The organism is Pantoea sp. EEL5, assembly GCF_049892805.1.
In the GTDB taxonomy this organism is placed as follows: Bacteria; Pseudomonadota; Gammaproteobacteria; order Enterobacterales; family Enterobacteriaceae; genus Pantoea; species Pantoea ananatis.
Genome location: NZ_JBNDNJ010000001.1, coordinates 414,590 through 434,493 on the forward strand (window position 1 = coordinate 414,590; position 19,904 = coordinate 434,493).

General features: G+C 57.0%; 21 protein-coding genes. 10 read left to right on the top strand and 11 right to left on the bottom strand.

Annotated elements, in window-relative coordinates:
* Positions 1-31: 31 nt before the first annotated feature.
* Positions 32-385 carry a YbgS-like family protein gene (locus ACPXSQ_RS01990; RefSeq protein ID WP_013025086.1) on the bottom strand — a complete coding sequence of 118 codons (354 nt, stop codon included), beginning with the start codon at positions 383-385 and terminating at the stop codon, positions 32-34.
* Positions 386-678: 293 nt separating this feature from the next.
* Here ACPXSQ_RS01990 and aroG point away from each other — a divergent pair, with 293 nt between their 5' ends.
* Positions 679-1,731: a 3-deoxy-7-phosphoheptulonate synthase AroG gene (gene aroG / locus ACPXSQ_RS01995; RefSeq protein WP_014606285.1), complete on the top strand. Its 1,053-nt coding sequence runs from the start codon at positions 679-681 to the stop codon at positions 1,729-1,731.
* 58 nt (positions 1,732-1,789) lie between these two features.
* Here aroG and gpmA read toward each other — a convergent pair whose 3' ends face one another.
* From gpmA to modE, 6 genes are all read right to left on the bottom strand, one after another.
* Positions 1,790-2,542 (bottom strand): 2,3-diphosphoglycerate-dependent phosphoglycerate mutase, encoded by a 753-nt coding sequence (gene gpmA, locus ACPXSQ_RS02000; RefSeq protein WP_013025088.1) that lies wholly within the window; start codon positions 2,540-2,542, stop codon positions 1,790-1,792.
* A gap of 149 nt (positions 2,543-2,691) precedes the next feature.
* Positions 2,692-3,726, bottom strand: coding sequence for a galactose-1-epimerase (galM, locus tag ACPXSQ_RS02005; protein WP_426142614.1), 1,035 nt, complete (start codon positions 3,724-3,726; stop codon positions 2,692-2,694).
* Positions 3,720-4,868 carry a galactokinase gene (gene galK / locus ACPXSQ_RS02010; RefSeq protein ID WP_275233591.1) on the bottom strand — a complete coding sequence of 383 codons (1,149 nt, stop codon included), beginning with the start codon at positions 4,866-4,868 and terminating at the stop codon, positions 3,720-3,722. Before galK ends, galM begins: the two co-directional genes overlap by 7 nt.
* The gene (gene galT / locus ACPXSQ_RS02015) at positions 4,865-5,911 is read right to left on the bottom strand and encodes a galactose-1-phosphate uridylyltransferase (protein WP_019106140.1); all 1,047 of its coding nucleotides are present in this window, start codon (positions 5,909-5,911) and stop codon (positions 4,865-4,867) included. Before galT ends, galK begins: the two co-directional genes overlap by 4 nt.
* 220 nt (positions 5,912-6,131) lie before the next feature.
* Positions 6,132-7,604 (bottom strand): molybdate ABC transporter ATP-binding protein ModF, encoded by a 1,473-nt coding sequence (gene modF / locus ACPXSQ_RS02020; RefSeq protein ID WP_028714952.1) that lies wholly within the window; start codon positions 7,602-7,604, stop codon positions 6,132-6,134.
* A gap of 75 nt (positions 7,605-7,679) precedes the next feature.
* A complete protein-coding gene (modE, locus tag ACPXSQ_RS02025) occupies positions 7,680-8,462 on the bottom strand; it encodes a molybdenum-dependent transcriptional regulator (protein ID WP_013025093.1) in 783 nt (260 codons plus the stop codon).
* Positions 8,463-8,604: 142 nt separating this feature from the next.
* Here modE and ACPXSQ_RS02030 point away from each other — a divergent pair, with 142 nt between their 5' ends.
* From ACPXSQ_RS02030 to modC, 4 genes are all read left to right on the top strand, one after another.
* A complete protein-coding gene (locus ACPXSQ_RS02030; protein WP_014606279.1) occupies positions 8,605-8,760 on the top strand; it encodes an AcrZ family multidrug efflux pump-associated protein in 156 nt (51 codons plus the stop codon).
* Between the two features lie 135 nt (positions 8,761-8,895).
* On the top strand, positions 8,896-9,669 hold the full coding sequence (gene modA, locus ACPXSQ_RS02035; protein WP_028714954.1) for a molybdate ABC transporter substrate-binding protein: 774 nt from the start codon (positions 8,896-8,898) through the stop codon (positions 9,667-9,669).
* On the top strand, positions 9,666-10,361 hold the full coding sequence (gene modB, locus ACPXSQ_RS02040) for a molybdate ABC transporter permease subunit (protein WP_013025096.1): 696 nt from the start codon (positions 9,666-9,668) through the stop codon (positions 10,359-10,361). The genes modA and modB overlap by 4 nt, the downstream gene beginning before the upstream one ends.
* Positions 10,355-11,413, top strand: a complete 1,059-nt coding sequence (modC, locus tag ACPXSQ_RS02045) for a molybdenum ABC transporter ATP-binding protein ModC (protein WP_105082354.1) — start codon at positions 10,355-10,357, stop codon at positions 11,411-11,413. The genes modB and modC overlap by 7 nt, the downstream gene beginning before the upstream one ends.
* 34 nt (positions 11,414-11,447) lie before the next feature.
* Here modC and ACPXSQ_RS02050 read toward each other — a convergent pair whose 3' ends face one another.
* Positions 11,448-12,266: a pyridoxal phosphatase gene (locus ACPXSQ_RS02050; protein ID WP_014606276.1), complete on the bottom strand. Its 819-nt coding sequence runs from the start codon at positions 12,264-12,266 to the stop codon at positions 11,448-11,450.
* Positions 12,267-12,421: 155 nt separating this feature from the next.
* On the opposite strand from ACPXSQ_RS02050, the gene pgl reads away from it, so the two are divergent.
* Positions 12,422-13,423: a 6-phosphogluconolactonase gene (gene pgl, locus ACPXSQ_RS02055; RefSeq protein ID WP_013025099.1), complete on the top strand. Its 1,002-nt coding sequence runs from the start codon at positions 12,422-12,424 to the stop codon at positions 13,421-13,423.
* 61 nt (positions 13,424-13,484) lie between these two features.
* Here pgl and ACPXSQ_RS02060 read toward each other — a convergent pair whose 3' ends face one another.
* Both ACPXSQ_RS02060 and bioA read right to left on the bottom strand, forming a co-directional pair.
* A complete protein-coding gene (locus ACPXSQ_RS02060) occupies positions 13,485-13,961 on the bottom strand; it encodes a kinase inhibitor (protein WP_013025100.1) in 477 nt (158 codons plus the stop codon).
* Between the two features lie 74 nt (positions 13,962-14,035).
* Positions 14,036-15,328, bottom strand: a complete 1,293-nt coding sequence (bioA, locus tag ACPXSQ_RS02065) for an adenosylmethionine--8-amino-7-oxononanoate transaminase (protein ID WP_064373429.1) — start codon at positions 15,326-15,328, stop codon at positions 14,036-14,038.
* 85 nt (positions 15,329-15,413) lie between these two features.
* Here bioA and bioB point away from each other — a divergent pair, with 85 nt between their 5' ends.
* From bioB to bioD, 4 genes are read left to right on the top strand one after another with little or no spacing between them, the layout of a single operon-like run.
* Positions 15,414-16,445 carry a biotin synthase BioB gene (gene bioB, locus ACPXSQ_RS02070; protein WP_013025102.1) on the top strand — a complete coding sequence of 344 codons (1,032 nt, stop codon included), beginning with the start codon at positions 15,414-15,416 and terminating at the stop codon, positions 16,443-16,445.
* Complete coding sequence (gene bioF / locus ACPXSQ_RS02075) at positions 16,445-17,596, top strand: 8-amino-7-oxononanoate synthase (protein ID WP_105087690.1); 1,152 nt, start codon at positions 16,445-16,447, stop codon at positions 17,594-17,596. The genes bioB and bioF overlap by 1 nt, the downstream gene beginning before the upstream one ends.
* Entirely contained in the window at positions 17,580-18,335 is a 756-nt protein-coding gene (bioC, locus tag ACPXSQ_RS02080; RefSeq protein WP_014606273.1) for a malonyl-ACP O-methyltransferase BioC, read from the top strand. The genes bioF and bioC overlap by 17 nt, the downstream gene beginning before the upstream one ends.
* On the top strand, positions 18,329-19,018 hold the full coding sequence (bioD, locus tag ACPXSQ_RS02085; RefSeq protein ID WP_014593221.1) for a dethiobiotin synthase: 690 nt from the start codon (positions 18,329-18,331) through the stop codon (positions 19,016-19,018). The genes bioC and bioD overlap by 7 nt, the downstream gene beginning before the upstream one ends.
* Here the strand turns inward: bioD and ACPXSQ_RS02090 are convergent.
* Positions 19,004-19,726: an ABC transporter ATP-binding protein gene (locus ACPXSQ_RS02090; protein WP_024470896.1), complete on the bottom strand. Its 723-nt coding sequence runs from the start codon at positions 19,724-19,726 to the stop codon at positions 19,004-19,006. The genes bioD and ACPXSQ_RS02090 overlap by 15 nt on opposite strands.
* Between the last annotated feature and the right edge of the window lie 178 nt (positions 19,727-19,904).

The window sequence follows — 19,904 nt, forward strand, 5'->3', positions numbered from 1 at the left end:
AGGCTCTCCTTATCAGCTCAACAGTCAATGATTACTGCGTGGTGCCGTCAGTTTTGGTATTAACGTGACCGCCACCTTTTTTGGTATGCACTTTTTTATTCATGTCAGGGCATTTGCCATCTTTACACTGCGTGTTCTTGTCAATTTCATCGGCAGTCATGTGTTTGCTGCTGGAGGTGCTGTCTCGGGTTGGAGAAGACATCTCAGTGCCGGTGTTATTAATTTTGCTGTTATCCACTTTGTTCGGTGGCAGATTCTCATTCGCGCCGCCGGCGACTGCGCCTGCTGCTGCGGCCTGGTTAGAGTTTCCGTTGGCAGCCATTGCTGCGCCACTGCCCAGAGTCATTGCTGCCGTCAGAAAAATTATTGCAAACTTATTCATCATTATGCTCCCGTTAATAAATGATATTTGCTGTCTCTAACCGCTGCCAGATAAGGTTCAGAGAAAAAGCGCCCTGAGCGAAATAAAATTTCGCTGGTTAGCTTAAAGACAGGTGTTAATAAAAGTAAGCCACCGTTCCTCAGTGATTACCTTTAAAAGTCTAGACGCATAACCCATTTATGCAAATTTCACGCATACATTATGCGCTCATCAGGAATTTACACCCTGTGCGCTTCGGGCTACATTGGCTGGGTTGTGTCCGGCGGGCGCCGGGCCAGAAATTATATGGAATGAGTATGAATTACCAGAACGATGACTTACGCATCAAAGAGATCAAAGAGCTCCTGCCCCCCGTAGCCTTACTGGAAAAATTTCCTGCCACCGAACGTGCAGCGCAGACCGTGTCTCAGGCTCGCCAGGCCATTCACCAGATTCTGACCGGCCAGGACGATCGCCTGCTGGTGGTCATTGGGCCCTGCTCAATTCACGATACGGAAGCCGCACAAGAGTACGCGGCGCGCCTGTTAACCCTGCGTGAGCAGCTTAAAGGCGAGCTGGAAGTGGTCATGCGCGTTTATTTTGAAAAACCGCGTACCACCGTTGGCTGGAAAGGGCTGATCAACGACCCTTACATGGATGGCTCCTTTCAGCTAAACGACGGCCTGCGCCTCGCGCGTAAGCTGCTGCTGGAGATCAACGATTCCGGCCTGCCTGCCGCTGGCGAATTCCTGGATATGATTACGCCGCAGTACGTGGCGGATTTGATGAGCTGGGGGGCCATCGGTGCCCGTACCACCGAGTCACAGGTTCACCGCGAGCTGGCTTCCGGCCTTTCCTGCCCGGTAGGGTTTAAAAACGGTACGGACGGCACCATTAAAGTGGCGATTGATGCCATCAACGCAGCCGGTTCACCGCACTGTTTCCTGTCAGTGACCAAATACGGTCACTCCGCGATTGTGGAAACCCGCGGTAACGGCGACTGCCATATCATCCTGCGCGGCGGTAAAGAGCCGAACTACAGCGCCAGTCATGTCAGCGCGGTGAAAGCCGGTCTGGAAAAAGCCGGGTTGCCTCAGCAGGTAATGATCGACTTCAGCCATGCTAACAGCAGCAAGCAGTTTCAGAAGCAGATGCAGGTGGCGGACGATGTGGCACAGCAGATGATCAACGGTGAGCGCGGTATTATCGGCGTGATGATTGAAAGCCATCTGGTTGAAGGGAATCAGAGCCTGGAAAGCGGCGAGCCGCTGGTTTACGGCAAGAGCGTCACGGATGCCTGTATTGGCTGGGCCGATACCGAAAAGGTGCTGCGTCAGCTGGCCGATGCGGTTATAAAGCGTCGCAGGTAAGCAGGGCGCAATAAAAAAGGGCCAGACATTGTCTGGCCCTTTTTGCACGGAAGCAAAATTACTTCGCTTTACCCTGATTGGCAACGGCCGCGGCTTTCGCTGCGATCTCGTCAGCATCACCCAGGTAGTAATGTTTGATCGGTTTGAAGTTTTCATCGAACTCGTACACCAGCGGAACGCCGGTCGGGATATTCAGTTCAAGAATCTCTTCTTCGCTCATGTTGTCCAGGTATTTCACCAGCGCACGCAGTGAGTTACCGTGGGCCGCCACGATCACTTTCTCACCACTTTTGATACGTGGCAGAATGGATTCGTTCCAGTAAGGGATCACGCGTTCGATGGTCAGCGCCAGGCTTTCGGTGGTGGGCAGCTGCTCAGGCTTCAGCGAAGCATAACGCGGGTCGTGTCCAGGAAAACGCTCATCGCTGCGGTCCAGCTCTGGCGGAGTCACCGCGAAGCCACGACGCCACTGTTTAACCTGCTCGTCGCCGTATTTTGCGGCGGTTTCAGCTTTGTCCAGGCCCTGCAGCGCGCCATAGTGACGTTCGTTCAGACGCCAGGATTTCTCAACGGGCAGCCAGGCCTGATCCAGCTCATCCAGCACATTCCACAGGGTGTGAATGGCGCGTTTCAGCACAGAGGTGTAGGCGAAATCAAACACGAAACCTTCTTTCTTCAGCAGCTGTCCGGCTGCTTTAGCTTCGGTACGGCCCTTGTCAGAAAGGTCTACATCATACCATCCGGTGAAGCGGTTTTCGTTGTTCCACTGGCTTTCGCCGTGTCGCACCAGAACCAGCTTAGTTACAGCCATAGCTTAACTCCTTAATACTTGATGTTTCTGAGATAATGGAAACCTGCTGTCGCCAGCCCGTTGGCTGACCAATTGCGTTCTACCATAGCGGAAAACGGCGCACTGCGTAAGTCTGTCTGTGACGCACTGCGCGTTTTTCACACGGTGGCTCAGCGTGGTGTAAAGCGATAGCGCGTGACGGATTCCCAACGATCTCCCGGCTGCAGCCAGCAATCATCCTGTGGCCACTCGGGATGATTAGGCGAATCCGGTAAAAATTCACTCTCCAGCGCGATCCCCTGAAAAGCAGTATAGCTTTCCTGCTCCCGGGCGCGCGTGCCGGCCAGATAGTTACCGCTGTAGAACTGTAACGCGGGCGCTGACGTGGTCACGCTCAACTGGAGCTTGCCGTCCTCTGACCAGAGTTCAGCGGCAGGCTGGCTGCTATCGCCTGCACTGTTCAGCAGGAAAGCATGGTCATAGCCTTTAACTGCCTTCTGATCGTCATCGGCAAGAAAATCCTGCTCAATGCGTTTAACCTGACGGAAATCGAAGCTGGTGCCGTCCACGGCCTTCAGTGGGCCGTTGGGAATCCCCTCGCTATCCACGGGCAGGTAACGATCGGCGTGCAGTTGTAACCGATGCTGGCGCGCATCACCATGATGCGCATCAAGATTAAAGTAAGCATGGTTGGTGAGACCGACCGGGCAGGGCTGGTCGCACTGCGCCTGATAGTGAATAGACAGGCAGTTATCGTCATCCAGCACATAGCGTAAATCAGCAATAAGGTTGCCCGGGTAGCCCTGATCGCCATCGGGCGAATCAAGACGATAATGCACTTCCGTTTCTGACTGACTGACAATTTGCCAGCGGCGTTTATCAAACCCTTCTGGGCCGCCGTGTAACTGATGTTCGCCCTGATTGGCGCTCAACGGGCGGCTGATTTTATTCAGTTTTGCGCCGGCAATACGGTTCGCATAACGGCCTACCGTGGCACCCAGATAGGCATCCTGATGCAGATAGTCGGAAGGGGTTGCACAGCCCAGCAGGGCTTCACGCACGTGACCGTCCTGCAGTGGGACTCGCGCCGACAGCCAGGTTGCGCCCCAGTCCATAAAGGTGGCAATCATGCCATTGGCATTACGTAATACGGTGATGCGCCACGGCTGACCGTCCGGCGCATGGGAGTTCACATCGTTTAGCATTGGCCCGCTCCTTCTGATGCTTTGCACACGTAGAAGGTCTCCTTGATGCCCGTTTTGGCTTCATACTGGCTGGCGACGGCGGCCTGAACCTGATCCACCAGATCAAGGGGCATCAGGGCGACAATACAGCCACCGAAGCCACCGCCGGTCATGCGAACACCGCCACGATCGCCGATCTCGGCTTTAACAATCTCGACCAGGGTATCTACCGGCGGCACGGTAATTTCGAAGTCATCACGCATTGAGGCGTGAGATTCCGCCATCAGTTCGCCCATGCGGGCTAAATCGCCGCGAGACAGCGCCTCGGCGGCCTCCAGCGTACGGGCATTTTCAGTGATGACGTGACGTACGCGTTTGGCAACCTGCGGATCTAACTGAGACTCAGCCGCGTTGAACTCGGCCAGGTCGACATCCCGCAGCGCCTTTTTGTTAAAGAAGCGTGCGCCGGTTTCACACTGCTCACGGCGAACGTTGTATTCGCTTCCCACCAGGCTGCGACGGAAGTTGGAATTGATGATGACCACGGCAATATCGTCCGGCATCGAAACCGGTGTCGTGCCCAGCGTCCGGCAGTCCAGCAGCATGGCATGATCTTTCTGGCCCAGCGCGGAAATCAGCTGATCCATAATGCCGCAGTTACAGCCCACGAACTGGTTTTCTGCTTCCTGACCGTTGACCGCGATGGCGGCGCCGTCCAGTGCCAGGTTAAACAGCTGCTGGAAAACCGTTCCGACCGCCACTTCCAGCGAGGCGGAAGAGCTAAGGCCCGCGCCCTGAGGCACGTTGCCGCTAATCACCATATCGACGCCGCCAAAATCCGGTGCGCGTTGCTGAAGGTGCTTGACGACGCCGCGCACATAGTTCGCCCACATGGGTTCTTTTACGCTGGTAATCGGGGCATCCAGTGAAAAGATGTCCTGCGCCTGATCGTAATCCACGGCAACCACGCGTACCTGGCGGTCGTCGCGTTTTGCACAGGCGATAACCGTTTGATAATCAATAGCGCAAGGTAGCACGAAACCGTCGTTGTAATCGGTATGTTCGCCAATCAAATTAACGCGGCCTGGGGCCTGAATCGCGTGGGTTGGCGCATAGCCAAAGGTCTCAGTAAACACCTGCTGCGTGATGGTTTTTAAGCTCATTGTTGTGCCTCACGGAAATGAATATCGCTCACGGAACGCAGGCGTTCGGCTGCCTGTTCTGCGGTTAAATCGCGTTGGGTTTCAGCCAGCATCTCGTAGCCGACCATAAATTTGCGCACCGTTGCGGAACGCAGCAGCGGCGGATAAAAGTGGGCGTGCAGCTGCCAGTGTTCATTGTCGTCACCGTTGAACGGCGCGCCGTGCCAGCCCATGGAGTAGGGGAAAGAGCACTGAAACAGGTTGTCGTAACGGCTGGTCAGGCGCTTGATGGCACAAGCGAGATCGTCACGCTGCGCATCGGTCAAATCGGTCAGGCGCTTAACATGGGTTTTTGGCAGCAGCAGGGTTTCAAACGGCCACGCCGCCCACCAGGGCACCACGGCCAGCCAGTGTTCGGTTTCAACAACGGTGCGGCTGCCATCCTGCTGTTCACGCGCAAGGTAATCCACCAGCATCGGCGAGCCCTTTTGGGCAAAGTAGCGGCGCTGCAGATCGTCTTCGCGCTGGGCTTCATTAGGCAGAAAGCTGTTGGCCCACACTTGTCCATGGGGATGAGGATTAGAGCAGCCCATCGCGGCGCCCTTGTTCTCAAAGACCTGCACCCAGGGATAGTGCTGACCCAGTTCAGCTGTCTGTTCTTGCCAGGTGCGGACGACGTCCTGTAACGCGCTCAGTGACATTTCGGGCAGGGTTTTACTGTGGTCGGGCGAAAAACAGATGACGCGGCTGGTACCGCGCGCGCTTTCGCAACGCATCAACATGTCATCACTTTCAGGCGCGTCGGGCGTATCCGTCATCAACGCGGCAAAATCATTCGTAAAAACGTAGGTGCCTTGATAATCAGGATTCACATCGCCCGTGATGCGCGTGTTGCCTGCGCACAGGAAACAGTCAGGATCGTGTGACGGCAGCGTATTCACTGCGGGCGTTTCCTGAGCCCCCTGCCAGGGACGTTTGGCACGATGAGGAGAAACCAAAATCCACTGATCGGTCAGGGGATTGTAACGGCGATGAGGATGATCGGCCGGGTTAAATTTTTCCATGTTGCATCCTGGTAAGCGTCAAAATTAAAAAGTCATCAAGAAAAAATAGCACATCGGGTGAGTCAAAAACGTGATCCAGTCTGGATAAGTGGTATCGTTTACACAAGCTGAATATTCTTATTTAAAGGCGGATCCGCACATCGCATCGCTAAAAAACAGGTTTAAATGGTAGCGTTTACATCTGGTGGTAAACAACGCCGCTGGCACGGCGTCAGGGCACTCAAATCCTGTCCTGTTGGTAGCGATAGCCGCCGTCAGGCTGGGCCACAAAATGCAGACGATGGGTAATACACTGGGGCGCGTCCTCAGCATGATGTGAAACGAACAGCAGTTGAGTACGGTCTTCACCAATCAAAATATCGATGAAACGTCTTACCAGCTGGCGGTTGAGTGGATCAAGCCCCTGCAAGGGTTCATCCAGTATCAACAGCGTAGGATGCTTAACCAGCGCCCGGGCGATCAACACCAGCCGTTGCTGGCCCCAGGATAAACCGTGAAAGGGCATATCTCCCATTCTGCTATCCATGCCCAGCAGCGCCAGCCACTGACGCGCCAGCGCCATTTGGCGATCGGAGACGGCCTGATAAAGACCAATCGAGTCAAAAAAGCCGGACAGGATCACGGTCCGGACGTTGACGCTTACGCGGTAATCAAGATGCAGGCTGCTGCTGACATAGCCAATATGCTGTTTGATATCCCAGATGGTTTCGCCGCTGCCACGGCGCCGGCCAAACAGGGTTAAATCGTTGCTGTAGCCCTGGGGATGGTCGCCCGTGACCAGGCTGAGTAATGTGGATTTGCCCGCGCCGTTTGGCCCGAGAATATGCCAGTGCTCCCCGGTATTAACCTGCCAGTCGAGGCCGTCGATAATACGCTGGTCGTTATAGGATACGATGCCGTTACGCAGAAGCACTCGCGGCGCGTCATCTGCCAGCGGCGGTAGCGCATCCGGGACGTCGGCTTCCGGCAGCGCCATGCCAGCCAGTTGCTCACTGCGCGCCAGCTGGGCCACCAGCGCCTGCGCCAGAATCTCCTCACGGGGTCCGACATGCGTCAGGCTGCATTCTGCCAGTACGCCGACCCGGTCAACGTAGTCCGGAATATCATCAAAGCGGTTCAGCACCAGCACCAGGGTAAAATCCGCCTGCGGCAACTGGTGCAGCGTGGCGGTCAGATTCGCGCGCGATTCGACATCCAGGCCGTCGAAAGGCTCATCCAGAATCAGCAGGTCGGGCTGCTTCATCAGCGCCTGGCACAGTAATGTTTTGCGCGTTTCACCGGTAGAGAGGTATTTAAAACGGCGGTTAAGCAGGCCGGTGATACCAAACTGCGTGGCCAGCTGCTCGCAGCGCACCCTGTCTTTAACCTCATCCTGAATGATTTCAGCCGTTGTGCGGCCGGTATCATCCTCACCTTCGCTCAGCAGGTCGGTGTTATTCCGTTGCCACTCATCGGCGACCAGCTTCTGCAACTGCTCCAGCGACAGGCGGCTGGGACGTTGAAAATCACAGGTTACCTGACCTGACAGCGGTGCCAGTTCCCCAGAGAGGGCGCGCGCCAGTGAGGATTTACCACTGCCGTTGGCTCCGACAAACGCCCAGCGCTCGCCGGGCTGTAGGTGTACATCGGTCAGCGACAACACTCGCGCATCATTAAGATGAAATATGCCTTGCGAAATATGCAATGAAGCCATGATTCGTTCCATTTTTTGCAGCGTTAACCGTTGTTGTAGCCACTGCTTCGAACGAAGTCAAACCCGAATGATAAATCAACGCAAAGCGGCGACGATGGCGTGGCTGGCGCTAAAGCTGGCGATCACGGCGTGACCCGGTTGCCACTGCCGACGCGCAATTTCCGCGTTTTCCAGCGTGGCACACAGCGTTTCACCGCCCGGCAGGCGCATCAGGACTTCACTGACCTGCTCACCGGTTTCGATAGCGCTTATGGTGGCGGCCAGCTGATTATCCGCCCCGGTTGCATCAGTATGAAGGCTGATCCACGGGGCTTTAATCAGAACCAGCACCTCTTTGCCTGCCTTGAGATGCAGGCGTTCTGCGCTGCGCGCGGTCAGGGCGACGTTGAGCCGGGTTACGCCATCCGAGAGCAGAATGGTCAGGTGCTGCTGGATATGCTGCGCGTCGTTATCCACCACGGTGCCGAACAGTTGATTACGTGCGCTGGTTTGCAATGAAGAGCGGGCGATAGCGGCCAGCAGGCTGTCCAGCGGCAGCGAGTCCTGTTGCAGAGCATCAAAGGCGTGCTGTTGAATCTTTTCCATCAGGCCGAACAGCTGTACCAGACGTTCGCCATAGCGGGTTAACTGCGCGCCACCGCCGCCTTTGCCACCGGTGGCCCGCGTCACCATTTCCTGTTCAGCCAGCTGGTTCATCTCGTTGATGGCATCCCAGGCGCTTTTGTAACTGATGCCCGCCAGCTTCGCGCCCTGGCTAATCGAACCGGTTTGCTGCACGCGCTTTAACAGTTCAATGCGGCGTGGATCGGCAAACAGCTTTTGCTGCAGGCGGATGTGAAGGGTGAGTTCGGCTTGCATGGTGGCTCCTGCAAAGAATGAATCGCGTAATCAGGCAGATGATAACGAGCTTTCAGCCTCAAAGTAAAAGCACGAAAAGGTCTGCGCAAAGTTTTACTAAGCCGTTACAATCTCTTTTTTTACACGCAAAGTGGGACTCTTCATGCTGGAACTCATCAAAAGCCTCGCCGTGGCAGTGATCATGGTACCTGTGGTAATGGCGATTATGTTAGGCCTGATCTACGGCCTGGGTGAAGTGTTTAACCTCATCTCTAAAACGGGTCGCCGCGACAACAACAACGCCCGCTCACAGAACTAATCCCCACACAACGTCCGCCTCAGTGCGGACGTTGTCCTCGCCCTGAACGCCTCTTTTTGCTTTTTTGCTAATTTGACGCCGCTGTCAGATAATGCGTTGTATTATTCAATATATAACGATCACTGGAGAAAAATCATGCGTTTACCCTTTCGTCGTCTGAGCATTGCGCTGGTAATGAGCGTTTCACTGGCAGGCCAGGCGCTGGCGGCCGATAAGGTCACCGTGTTTGCGGCGGCGTCACTCACTAACGCGCTGGAAGAGATTGCAGCACAGTACAAAAAAACGCACGGCACTGACGTTGTCTCATCCTTTGCGTCGTCCTCGGTACTGGCGCGTCAGATTGAGCAGGGCGCACCTGCCGATCTGTTTATCTCAGCCGATCAACAGTGGATGGACGATGCCGTTGCTAAAAAAAGCATGATCGACAGCACCCGCTATACGTTGTTGGGCAATGACCTGGTGCTGATTGCACCGCGCAGCGACAGCGCCAAACCGGTGACGATCAACGATCAAACCAACTGGAAAAGCCTGTTGAAGGGCGAACGTCTGGCCGTGGGCGATCCCGATCATGTGCCGGCGGGCATCTATGCTAAAGAAGCGCTGCAAAAGCTGGGTGCCTGGTCTTCTGTTTCCCCGGCGCTGGCGCGTGCCAGTAATGTGCGCGCCGCCCTGGCGCTGGTGGAACGTAATGAAACGCCTTATGGCATTGTGTACGGCTCAGATGCTGTAGCCAGTAAAAAAGTTCAGGTGGTGGGCACCTTTCCGGAAGACAGCCACAAGCCGGTCGAATATCCTGTCGCAATCGTTAACGATCGCGACAACGCTGCCGTTAAGGCTTTCTATAACTACCTGAAAGGGCCTGAAGCGGCCGCAGTGTTCAAACAATACGGATTCTCGCCTAAAAAATGATACTCAGTGATGTTGAATGGCAGGCGGTCCTGCTCAGCCTGCAGGTGTCAGGCATTGCCGTACTGTGCAGTCTGCCATTCGGTATCCTGATGGCATGGGTGCTGGTACGTTGCCGTTTCCCCGGTAAAGCCATCCTCGACAGTGTGATCCACTTGCCTCTGGTACTGCCGCCGGTGGTGGTGGGTTACCTGTTGCTGATTGGCTTGGGCCGGCGCGGTATGATCGGTGAAAAACTGTATGAATGGTTTGGCTTCAGCTTCGCCTTTAGCTGGCGCGGCGCGGCGCTGGCCTCGGCGGTGATTGCCTTTCCCCTGATGGTGCGGGCCATTCGTCTGGCGCTGGAGGCGGTGGATAGCCGGCTGGAGCAGGCTGCGCGCACCTTAGGTGCCGGACGCTGGCGGGTCTTTTTTACCATTACGCTGCCGTTAACGCTGCCCGGTATTATTGTCGGCACCGTACTGGCTTTTGCCCGTTCCCTTGGCGAGTTCGGTGCCACTATTACCTTCGTTTCCAACATTCCCGGCGAAACCCGCACCATTCCTCTGGCGATGTATACGTTGATTGAAACGCCCGGGGCGGAAGGGGCCGCCGCACGTCTGTGCGTTATCGCGATCGTTCTGGCACTGGCTTCCTTACTGGCATCTGAATGGCTGGCGCAGTGGGGGCGTAAACGGATGGGGGCTTCATGCTGACGCTGAACATGGCTCAACGCCTGGGCGAGCATCAGCTTGAGGTTGATGTGACGATCCCCGCCAGCGGTATCACCGCGATATTCGGCGTGTCGGGCGCGGGCAAAACCTCACTGATTAACGCCATTGGCGGCTTAACCCAACCTCAGCGCGGACGGATTCAGCTGAATGAGCGAATACTGTTTGATGCCGATCAGCAGATCGCCTTGCCGCCGGAAAAGCGCCGCATCGGCTACGTTTTCCAGGACGCAAGGCTGTTTCCGCACTACCGGGTTCGGGGGAATTTACGTTACGGCCTCTCGGCCAGCATGAAGGGCCAGTTAGATTCGCTGGTGGCATTACTGGGCCTTGAGCCGCTGCTGGATCGTTTTCCGCTGTCGCTGTCGGGCGGAGAAAAGCAGCGTGTTGCTATTGGCCGCGCCCTGCTCAGTGCACCCGATATTCTGTTAATGGATGAGCCGCTGGCGTCGCTGGATTTACCGCGCAAGCGTGAGCTGATGCCTTATCTGCAGAAGCTGGCGAAGCAGGTTGATATTCCCGTGTTGTACGTCTCCCATAGCCTGGAGGAGATTCTGCAACTGGCGGATAACGTGCTGGTGCTGGATCAGGGTAAGGTTAAAGCCTTTGGCCCGCTGGAGCGCGTCTGGAGCAGCAGCGCAATGCGGCCATGGCTGCCCGCCAGCGATCTGACCAGCGTGCTGCGTGTGCAGGTGCTGGAGCACCATCCTGATTATCCTATGTCGGCGCTGTCTCTGGGCGATCAACATATTTGGGTCAGTCGGGTGAATTTGCCCGTTAAATCGGCATTGCGGATCCGTATTGCCTCGGCGGACGTCTCCCTGACGCTGCAACCGGCTCAGCACAGCTCTATCCGCAATATCCTGCCTGCGCAGGTCGTCGAACTCATTGAGGTGGGCGATCAGGTTGAGGTCAGGTTGCGCATTGGCGTAAGCGAACTGTGGGCGCGCATCTCGCCCTGGGCGCGCGACGAGCTCAATATCCGGCCGTCACAGTGGCTGTATGCCCAGATTAAAAGCGTGTCGGTGACGGCCTGAACCCGGCAGGCGTGCCTTGCCGGGTTGGGCAGGATTACAGGACGTACTGGTAAAGCGTGTCGGCGATACTGGTTTCCAGGTTGGTGCCAGTGACCATTTTTGCCCGGGATTTAATCACGTCATCCGCATTCCCCATTGCCACGCCCAGCCCCACCGTTTCCAGCATGCTCAGGTCGTTATAGTTGTCACCAAAGGCAATGACGTCCTGCAGGCTCAGCCCCACGGATTCTACCCACTGCGCCAGGCGCTTGCCTTTGCTGTTGCCGCCGCGGGCTACATCGACCTGATCGTGCCATGACCATTCACAGGCCAGCCCGAGTTCGGTTTCCGCGCGCTGCGCAAACTGCTGCAGTTCGGTGGTGTTCTCATGAGACAGGGCAAACTTCCAGATCGACCCGGCCTCTCTGGCCGCCTGCGCCAGGCTGTCCACCTGCTTAAACACAGGACGCTGGTGCGGCGGAAGCGACTCACTCCACTTCAGTGTGCGAATCACATGGCCGGTTGGCGTTTGATACAGCATTGCATCGTCTACATACAGCAGGCCGTGAATCTGATGTTCGTCCAGCATCTCAATGACGCGCACCGCGCTGCCGACGTCCAGCGGGTCAGCGGCCAGCACTTTTTTGGCCGGATAGTCATATAAATAGGTACCATTACAGCAGATTGCAGGCGTATCCAGGGCTAACGTCTGGTAGAAAGGATGGATAGCGCAGTGATGACGGCCGGTCACGATAATCACCTTGACGCCAGCCTGACGCGCTTGAGTAATCGCTTCCACGGATTGGGGCAGAATGGTTTTCGTCGGGGTTAACAGCGTGCCGTCAAGGTCGAGGGCGATTACACGATAGCTCATTAATCCTCTCATCGGGATGGGTTAGCAGAACAGTAAGTCTACACCTGACCGTGGCACAGAAACAAAAATCAGGGCACAAATCATTCCAGCGAGACAGAAAAAAACGCGCTACAGTGACCCTCAGAACAACATGAGTCAGCGAAAAAGGAGAATACATGAAGCAGGTTGTCTACACCGCCAGTCCCGAGAGTCAACAAATCCATGTCTGGCAGTTGAATGAAGATGGCACCTTGACGCTCCTGCAGGTTACGGACGTCGCCGGTCAGGTTCAGCCTATGGTGGTGAGTCCAAAAAAAGATTTCTTGTATGTAGGCGTGCGCCCCGACTTCCGTGTACTGGCGTTTCGCATCGCCTCAGACGGCACCTTGACCGAAGCCGGACAGGCGCCTCTGCCGGGCAGCCCGACCCATATTTCCACCGATCATGCCGGCCGTTTCCTGTTTTGCGGCTCTTACAACGATGCGTGCGTCAGTATCAGCCCAATAGGGGATGACGGCGTGCCACAGGCACCGAGCCAGGTCATTAACGGCCTGGCGGGATGCCACTCCGCCAATATCGACAATGCCGATCGGACGCTGTACGTGCCTGCCCTGAAGCAGGATCGCATTTGCCTGTTTACCCTTGGCGCAGACGGTCAGTTAACCCCGCATTCACAGGAGCAGGTTACCACGGCGGAAGGCGCCGGGCCTCGCCACATGGCGTTTCATGCCAACGGACAGTACGCCTACAGCGTCAATGAGCTGAACAGCACGGTCGAGGTCTGGGCGCTGAACAATGCGCAGGGCAAGGTCGAGTCGGTACAGACGCTGGATATGATGCCGCCTGATTTTACCGGTACCCGCTGGGCTGCCGATATTCATCTGACGCCAGACGGACGTTTCCTGTACGCCTGCGATCGCACCAGCAGCACCTTAACGGTATTTAGCGTCAGCGAAGACGGTGCCGTGCTGACAGTCGAAGGGTTTCAGCCGACCGAAACGCAGCCGCGCGGATTCAATATCGATCACGCGGGCCAGTTCCTGGTGGCGGCGGGGCAGAAGTCACACCACATTGAAGTCTACAATATCACTCAGCCACAGGGATTACTGAAGCCGGTAGGCCGTTACGCCGTTGGACAGGGTCCGATGTGGGTAGTGGTACATCAGCTGGCAGGATAACCTGCAAATTGCCGCTTCCGGAATCGTTCGACAGGCCGGAAGCGGCATTTTTATGCGGCGATCAGACGTAATGAACGGTCAGCGATGCGCTGGCTAGCACGTGAAAATGCACGTTAAACCCGACCATGGCGCCGCTGGCACCCTCATCGACGTCGATTTTGTCCACATCCAGCGCATGAACGCTGAAAATATAACGATGGGTTTCACCGGCAGGCGGTGCTGCGCCGCCGTATCCGGCCTGACCGAAATCCGTGCGTGTTTGTAGCGCCCCGGCGGGCAGTGCGGCTTTACCCGAACCGGCACCCTGCGGCAGCGATGTGGTCTCGGCAGGAATATTCGCCACCACCCAGTGCCACCAGCCTGAGCCGGTAGGCGCATCCGGATCGAAGCAGGTGATAACAAAACTTTTGGTGCCTTCTGGCGCATCTTCCCAGGCAAGGTGAGGGGAAAGATTATCGCCCTGATAACCCATTCCGTTAAAAACGTGTTTCTCCGGCATCTTGTCGCCGTCGTGTAAATCCTGGCTGTAAACTCGCATTACATCTCCTTGCGTTAATGGTCACTGCCTTTTCATCTTAACCAAAAGCCGGTTTACGTCCAGCCGTTGCAACATTAAGAAAGAAAGTGAGCGGGCTGCTCCAGCGCCGCCCCAATCGCATTGACCAGCTTATCCAGCGCCTCAGGGGAGATGATATAAGGCGGCATCAGATAAATCAGGCGGCCAAAAGGGCGAATCCAGACGCCCTGACTGACAAAGAACTGTTGCAGCGCCGCCATATTGACTGGTTGATGCGTTTCCACCACGCCAATGGCTCCCAGCACGCGCACGTCAGCCACCGCGGGCGCGTGACGCAGGGGCAGCAGCGCGCCACGCAGCTGACGCTCGATCGCCGCAACCTGCTGACGCCAGTCACCTTCCTGCACCATTGCCAGGCTTTCTGACGCCACCGCGCACGCCAGCGGATTGCCCATAAAGGTGGGGCCGTGCATAAAGCAGCCCGCCGGACTGAGGCTGATGGTATCGGCCACGTCACGGGTGGTGAGGGTAGCGGCGAGGCTCATCGTGCCGCCGGTCAGGGCCTTGCCTAGGCACATAATGTCCGGTGAAATCGCCGCATGTTCGCAGGCGAACAGCGTACCGGTGCGGCCAAAGCCGGTTGCGATCTCATCGGCGATCAGCAGAATGCCGTCGCGATCACAGGCTTCACGTACACACTGCAAATAGCGCGGATGGTAAAAACGCATTCCCCCGGCACCCTGAACGATGGGTTCCAGAATCACCGCGGCCAGCTGCCCCCGATGCTGCTGGATCAGCCGGATAAAATCCTCTGCATCACGCGCATCCCACTCGTCATCAAAACCGCACTGCGGCGCCGCGGCGAAATGGTGTTCCGGCAGGTAGCCGCGCCACAGGCTGTGCATGGAATTATCCGGATCGCATACCGACATCGCGGCAAAGGTATCGCCGTGATAACCGCGTTTGAGCGTCAAAAATTGCTGACGCGTCTCGCCTCGCCCAAGCCAGTATTGCAGCGCCATTTTCATCGCGACTTCAACGGCGACCGAGCCGGAATCGGCCAGAAATACACATTCCAGCGCGTCTGGCGTCATTGAGACCAACTGACGACACAACGCCACCGCGGCAGGATGGGTAATGCCGCCAAACATCACGTGGGACATCTGCCCCATCTGCTGTTGCAGGGCGCGATTCAGGCGCGGATGGTTATAGCCATGTATCGCCGCCCACCAGGACGACATTCCGTCCACCAGGGTACGACCATCTGCCAGCTGCAGATGATAATCCTGTGCCGCAACAACCGGATAGCAGGGCAGCGGCTGCTGCATTGAGGTGTAGGGATGCCAGATATGCTGGCGATCAAATTCAGCGTCCTGAGAAGTAAACATCGGAGTTGTAAACCAAAATAAAAAGATTTAGTTTACAAGTATAACCACGTTAACTGTCGGGATGACACCTTTTTTGGAGTAAGTAATGTCACAACGTTGGACTCTGGCTCAGGCCCAGGCGCTGTTTGATCGGCCATTTCTTGAACTGATGTTTGAAGCGCAACAGGTGCACCGCCAGCACTTCGATCCACGTCAGGTGCAGGTCAGCACACTGCTGTCGATTAAAACCGGTGCCTGCCCGGAAGACTGCAAATATTGCCCGCAAAGCGCCCGCTACAAGACGGGCCTGGAATCTGAGCGACTGATGGAAGTGGACGAGGTACTGCGTTCCGCGCAAAAAGCCAAAGCCGCAGGCTCCAGCCGCTTCTGCATGGGGGCGGCATGGAAAAACCCCAGCGATCGCGATATGCCCTACCTGGAAAAAATGGTCGAAGGCGTCAAAGCGATGGGCATGGAAACCTGCATGACGCTTGGCACGTTGAGCGACAGTCAGGCGCAGCGTTTAGGCAGTGCCGGACTGGATTTCTACAACCACAATCTGGACACCTCACCGGAGTTTTACGGCAATATCATCACCACGCGCAGCTATCAGGAACGACTGGATACGCTGGGGAAAGTGCGTGACGCCGGCATCAAGGTCTGTTCGGGCGGGATTGTGGGCCTGGGTGAAACCGTAAACGACCGTGCCGGACTGCTGGTACAGCTGGCTAACCTGCCGACGCCGCCTGAAAGTGTGCCCATCAACATGCTGGTGAAGGTGAAAGGCACGCCGCTGGCAGACAATGATGACGTTGAACCGTTCGACTTTATCCGCACCATCGCCGTGGCGCGCATCATGATGCCCACCTCGCATGTTCGCCTGTCCGCAGGCCGTGAGCAGATGAACGAGCAAACCCAGGCGATGTGCTTTATGGCCGGGGCAAACTCCATTTTTTACGGTTGCAAGCTGCTGACGACGCCGAACCCGGAAGAAGACAAAGATATGCTGCTGTTCCGTAAGCTGGGGCTGAATCCTGAGCATACGCAGACCGCAAACGGCGACAATGCCCAGCAGCAGCAGTTAAGTGAGCAACTGCTTCATGCCGATACAGAAACATTCTATAACGCGGCGCTGTAATGAGCTGGCAGCAACGCATCCAGCAGGCGCTGATACAGCGCCGTGCTGAAGATGGCTGGCGCGAACGGCGCGTGATTGAAGAGAATCAGACGCGCCTGATCCGCCATGCCGGTCAGACCTTTCGCCATTTCTCCAGTAACGATTATCTTGGGCTGAGCCAGCATCCCGCCGTCATGGCGGGCTGGCAACAAGGCGTGGACGAGGCCGGTGCCGGTGCGGGTGCATCGGGCCATGTAACCGGTTTTCATCGTTTACATGCCGAGCTGGAAGCACAGCTGGCAGACTGGCTGGGCTATTCGCGCGCGCTGCTGTTTATTTCCGGCTTTGCAGCGAATCAGGCGGTGATTCACCTGCTGGCAGAGAAAAATGACCGCATTCTGGCCGACAAACTGACGCATGCTTCGCTGCTGGAGGCCGCCAGCCAAAGCCCTGCTCAGCTGCGCCGCTTTACCCATAACGATCCTCTCAGTCTGGCTAAGCGCCTCGATGCGCCCTGCGAAGGGCAAACGCTGGTGGTAACCGAAGGGGTTTTCAGTATGGACGGCGACAGCGCGCCCCTTCAGGCGATCGCCGACCGGGCGAAACATGCCGGTGCCTGTTTGCTGGTCGATGATGCGCACGGCATAGGGGTGACGGGCGAGCAGGGACGTGGCAGCTGTTGGGCACAGGGCATGAAACCCGACCTGCTGGTGGTGACCTTTGGCAAAGCCTTTGGCGTAAGCGGGGCCGCGCTGTTGTGTGATGAGGCGACCGCCGATTACTTTGTGCAATTTTCCCGTCATCTGATTTACTCCACGGCGATGCCGCCAGCCCAGGCCAGTGCGCTGTTAGCGTCGCTGAAACAGGTGCAGGCGGGTGATGACCGCCGTCAACGTCTCGCGCGTAATATCGCCCATTTCCGGCACGGCGCGGCCTCGTTGCCCTGGCAACTTTTGACGTCGTCCAGCGCCATTCAGCCATTAATCGTCGGGGATAACGGCGAGGCGCTGGCGCTGTCTGCGCGCCTGGCCAGGGCGGGCTGCTGGGTCAGTGCGATCCGTCCGCCGACCGTGCCGCCGGGCACGGCCCGTCTGCGCATCACGCTTACCGCCGTCCATGATCCAGAGGATATTGATGCCCTGCTGGAGGCGCTGTATGACGCTGCAGGTTGATAAAGGCGCGGTTGCACGGGCATTTGGCCGCGCCGCATCTCAGTATGATCACTATGCTGAACTCCAGCGGCTGAGCGGGGACGCGCTACTGGCGCAGGTGCCAGCGCACAGCGGTTTGCAACTGCTGGATGCCGGATGCGGAACCGGCTGGTACAGCCGGATATGGCGCGATCGGGGTAAAGAGGTCACGGCGCTGGATCTTTCCCCGCAGATGCTGCAACAGGCCCGGCAAAACGGGGCCGCGCATCACTATCTGGCTGGCGATATTGATGCTCTGCCACTGGCAGACCAGTCTGTTGACCTCGTATGGAGCAATCTGGTGGTGCAGTGGAGCGAGAATCTTCAGGCGGCGCTGATGCAGTTTAACCGGGTACTCAGGCCTGGCGGCTGCCTGCTGTTTTCCACCCTGAGCGCGGGCTCTCTGCACGAAGTGCATCAGGCCTGGTCACAGGTGGATGGCCGTCTCCATGCGAACCGCTTTTTGCCTGCGCAGGAGATTGCTGCCGCCTGTGAAACACAGCGTCTGCGCTGCCATGCGCAAACCCTTACCCTGCATTTTCCCGATGCGCTGAGTGCAATGCGCTCCCTGAAGGGCATCGGGGCAACGCATCTGCATACCGGACGGTCTGGCTGCGTGTTAACGCGCCAGCGTCTTGCTCAGCTCGAAGCCCACTGGCCGCGGGATGAGCAGGGTTTCCGCCTCAGTTACCATCTTATGTTTGGAGTGACACAATGTTGAATCGCTGGTTTGTTACCGGCACCGACACCGAAGTCGGTAAAACGGTTGCCAGTGCGGCGCTGCTGCAGGCTGCCACCGCCGCAGGCTACCGCAGTGCGGGCTATAAACCTGTGGCCTCAGGCTGCGAGCTCACCGCAGCAGGCGTGCGCAACAGTGATGCGCTGACCTTACAGCGTTACAGCAACGTCCCGCTGCGCTACGAACAGGTCAATCCACTGGCGTTTATGGAGCCGACTTCACCTCATATCGCCAGCGCGGATGAGGGCAGACCGATTGAGTTTGCCACGCTGTCGGCGGGGCTGCGGGAACTTGAGCCGCTGGCAGAATGGATTTTGGTGGAAGGTGCGGGCGGCTGGTACACGCCGCTTTCTGAGACGCAAACCTATGCAGACTGGGTTGAGGAGGAGCAGCTACCGGTCATTTTGGTAGTGGGCGTCAAGCTGGGATGTATCAATCATGCCATGCTGACTGCCGATGCGATTCGCGCACGCGGCCTGCACCTGGCGGGCTGGATCGCCAATACGGTACAGCCACCCGGCCAGCGTTATCAGGCCTACCTGGCGGCCTTAACGCAGCGGCTTCCTGCACCTTGCCTGGGCGTGATCCCCTGGCTAACCCAGGAAGACCAGCAGGCAAACTGTGGACATTATCTGACGCTGCCGGATCGATCAGGCCACCGTTAACCACTTCTCCAGGGTCGCGTCATCCAGCTGGGCGACGTTGCCCTGTGCCACATTGCGCCCGCGATGCAGCAGGAGAAAGTTGTCAGCCACGCGGCGAATCAGCGAGACGCGCTGTTCAAGCAGCAGAATCGTCAGGCCGTAGTCACGATTAAGGCGACGAATCAGATTCCCCATCTCTTCTTCCAGCCAGGGTGCCATGCCGTCGGCGGGCTCATCCAGAATCAACAGGCGGGGCTGCAGCACCAGCGCACGGGCCAGAGCCAACTGCTGCTGCTGATAGACCGGCAGGTCGCCGCTGCGCTGCTGACGCAGCGAATAGAGCGCGGGTAACAGATCAAAGATCATTTCCGGGATCGCCCGATAACCGTCATTCGCCTGTGCGCCTGCCAGTAAGGCAATCAGTAAATTATCCTCAACGCTCATCTGAGTAAAAATGTGGCGCCCCTGTGGAACAAACCCGATCCCCTGTCGGGCCCGCAGCTCAGAAGGCTGCGAGAGCAGGTCTTCGGGCGGCGAGCCATCCTGCTGCCAGCTGATCGTCCCGCTGTTAATCGGTAGCTTGCCCATAATGCAGTTCACCAGCGTGGTTTTTCCCATACCGGGGCGTCCCAGTATGCCGGTGCAGGTGCCGGGAGGCAGATCAAGATCCACATTCCAGAGAATATGATTTTTACCGTAAAACTGATTCACCGACCGTAAACTTAGCATCTGACGCGCTCCTTCCAGATAATTAACCTGAATGCTTTCGCCGTTCATTTCTGGTAAATCGCTCTAATGAGATAGCGGCGCATTTCACGCGGCTACTGCCTGTAACACTCAGACGAGAGAGCATGCAATTACCAGGCCAGAGTCTCAACGGCGAGTGGAGTCAGGGCTAACCAGTGAA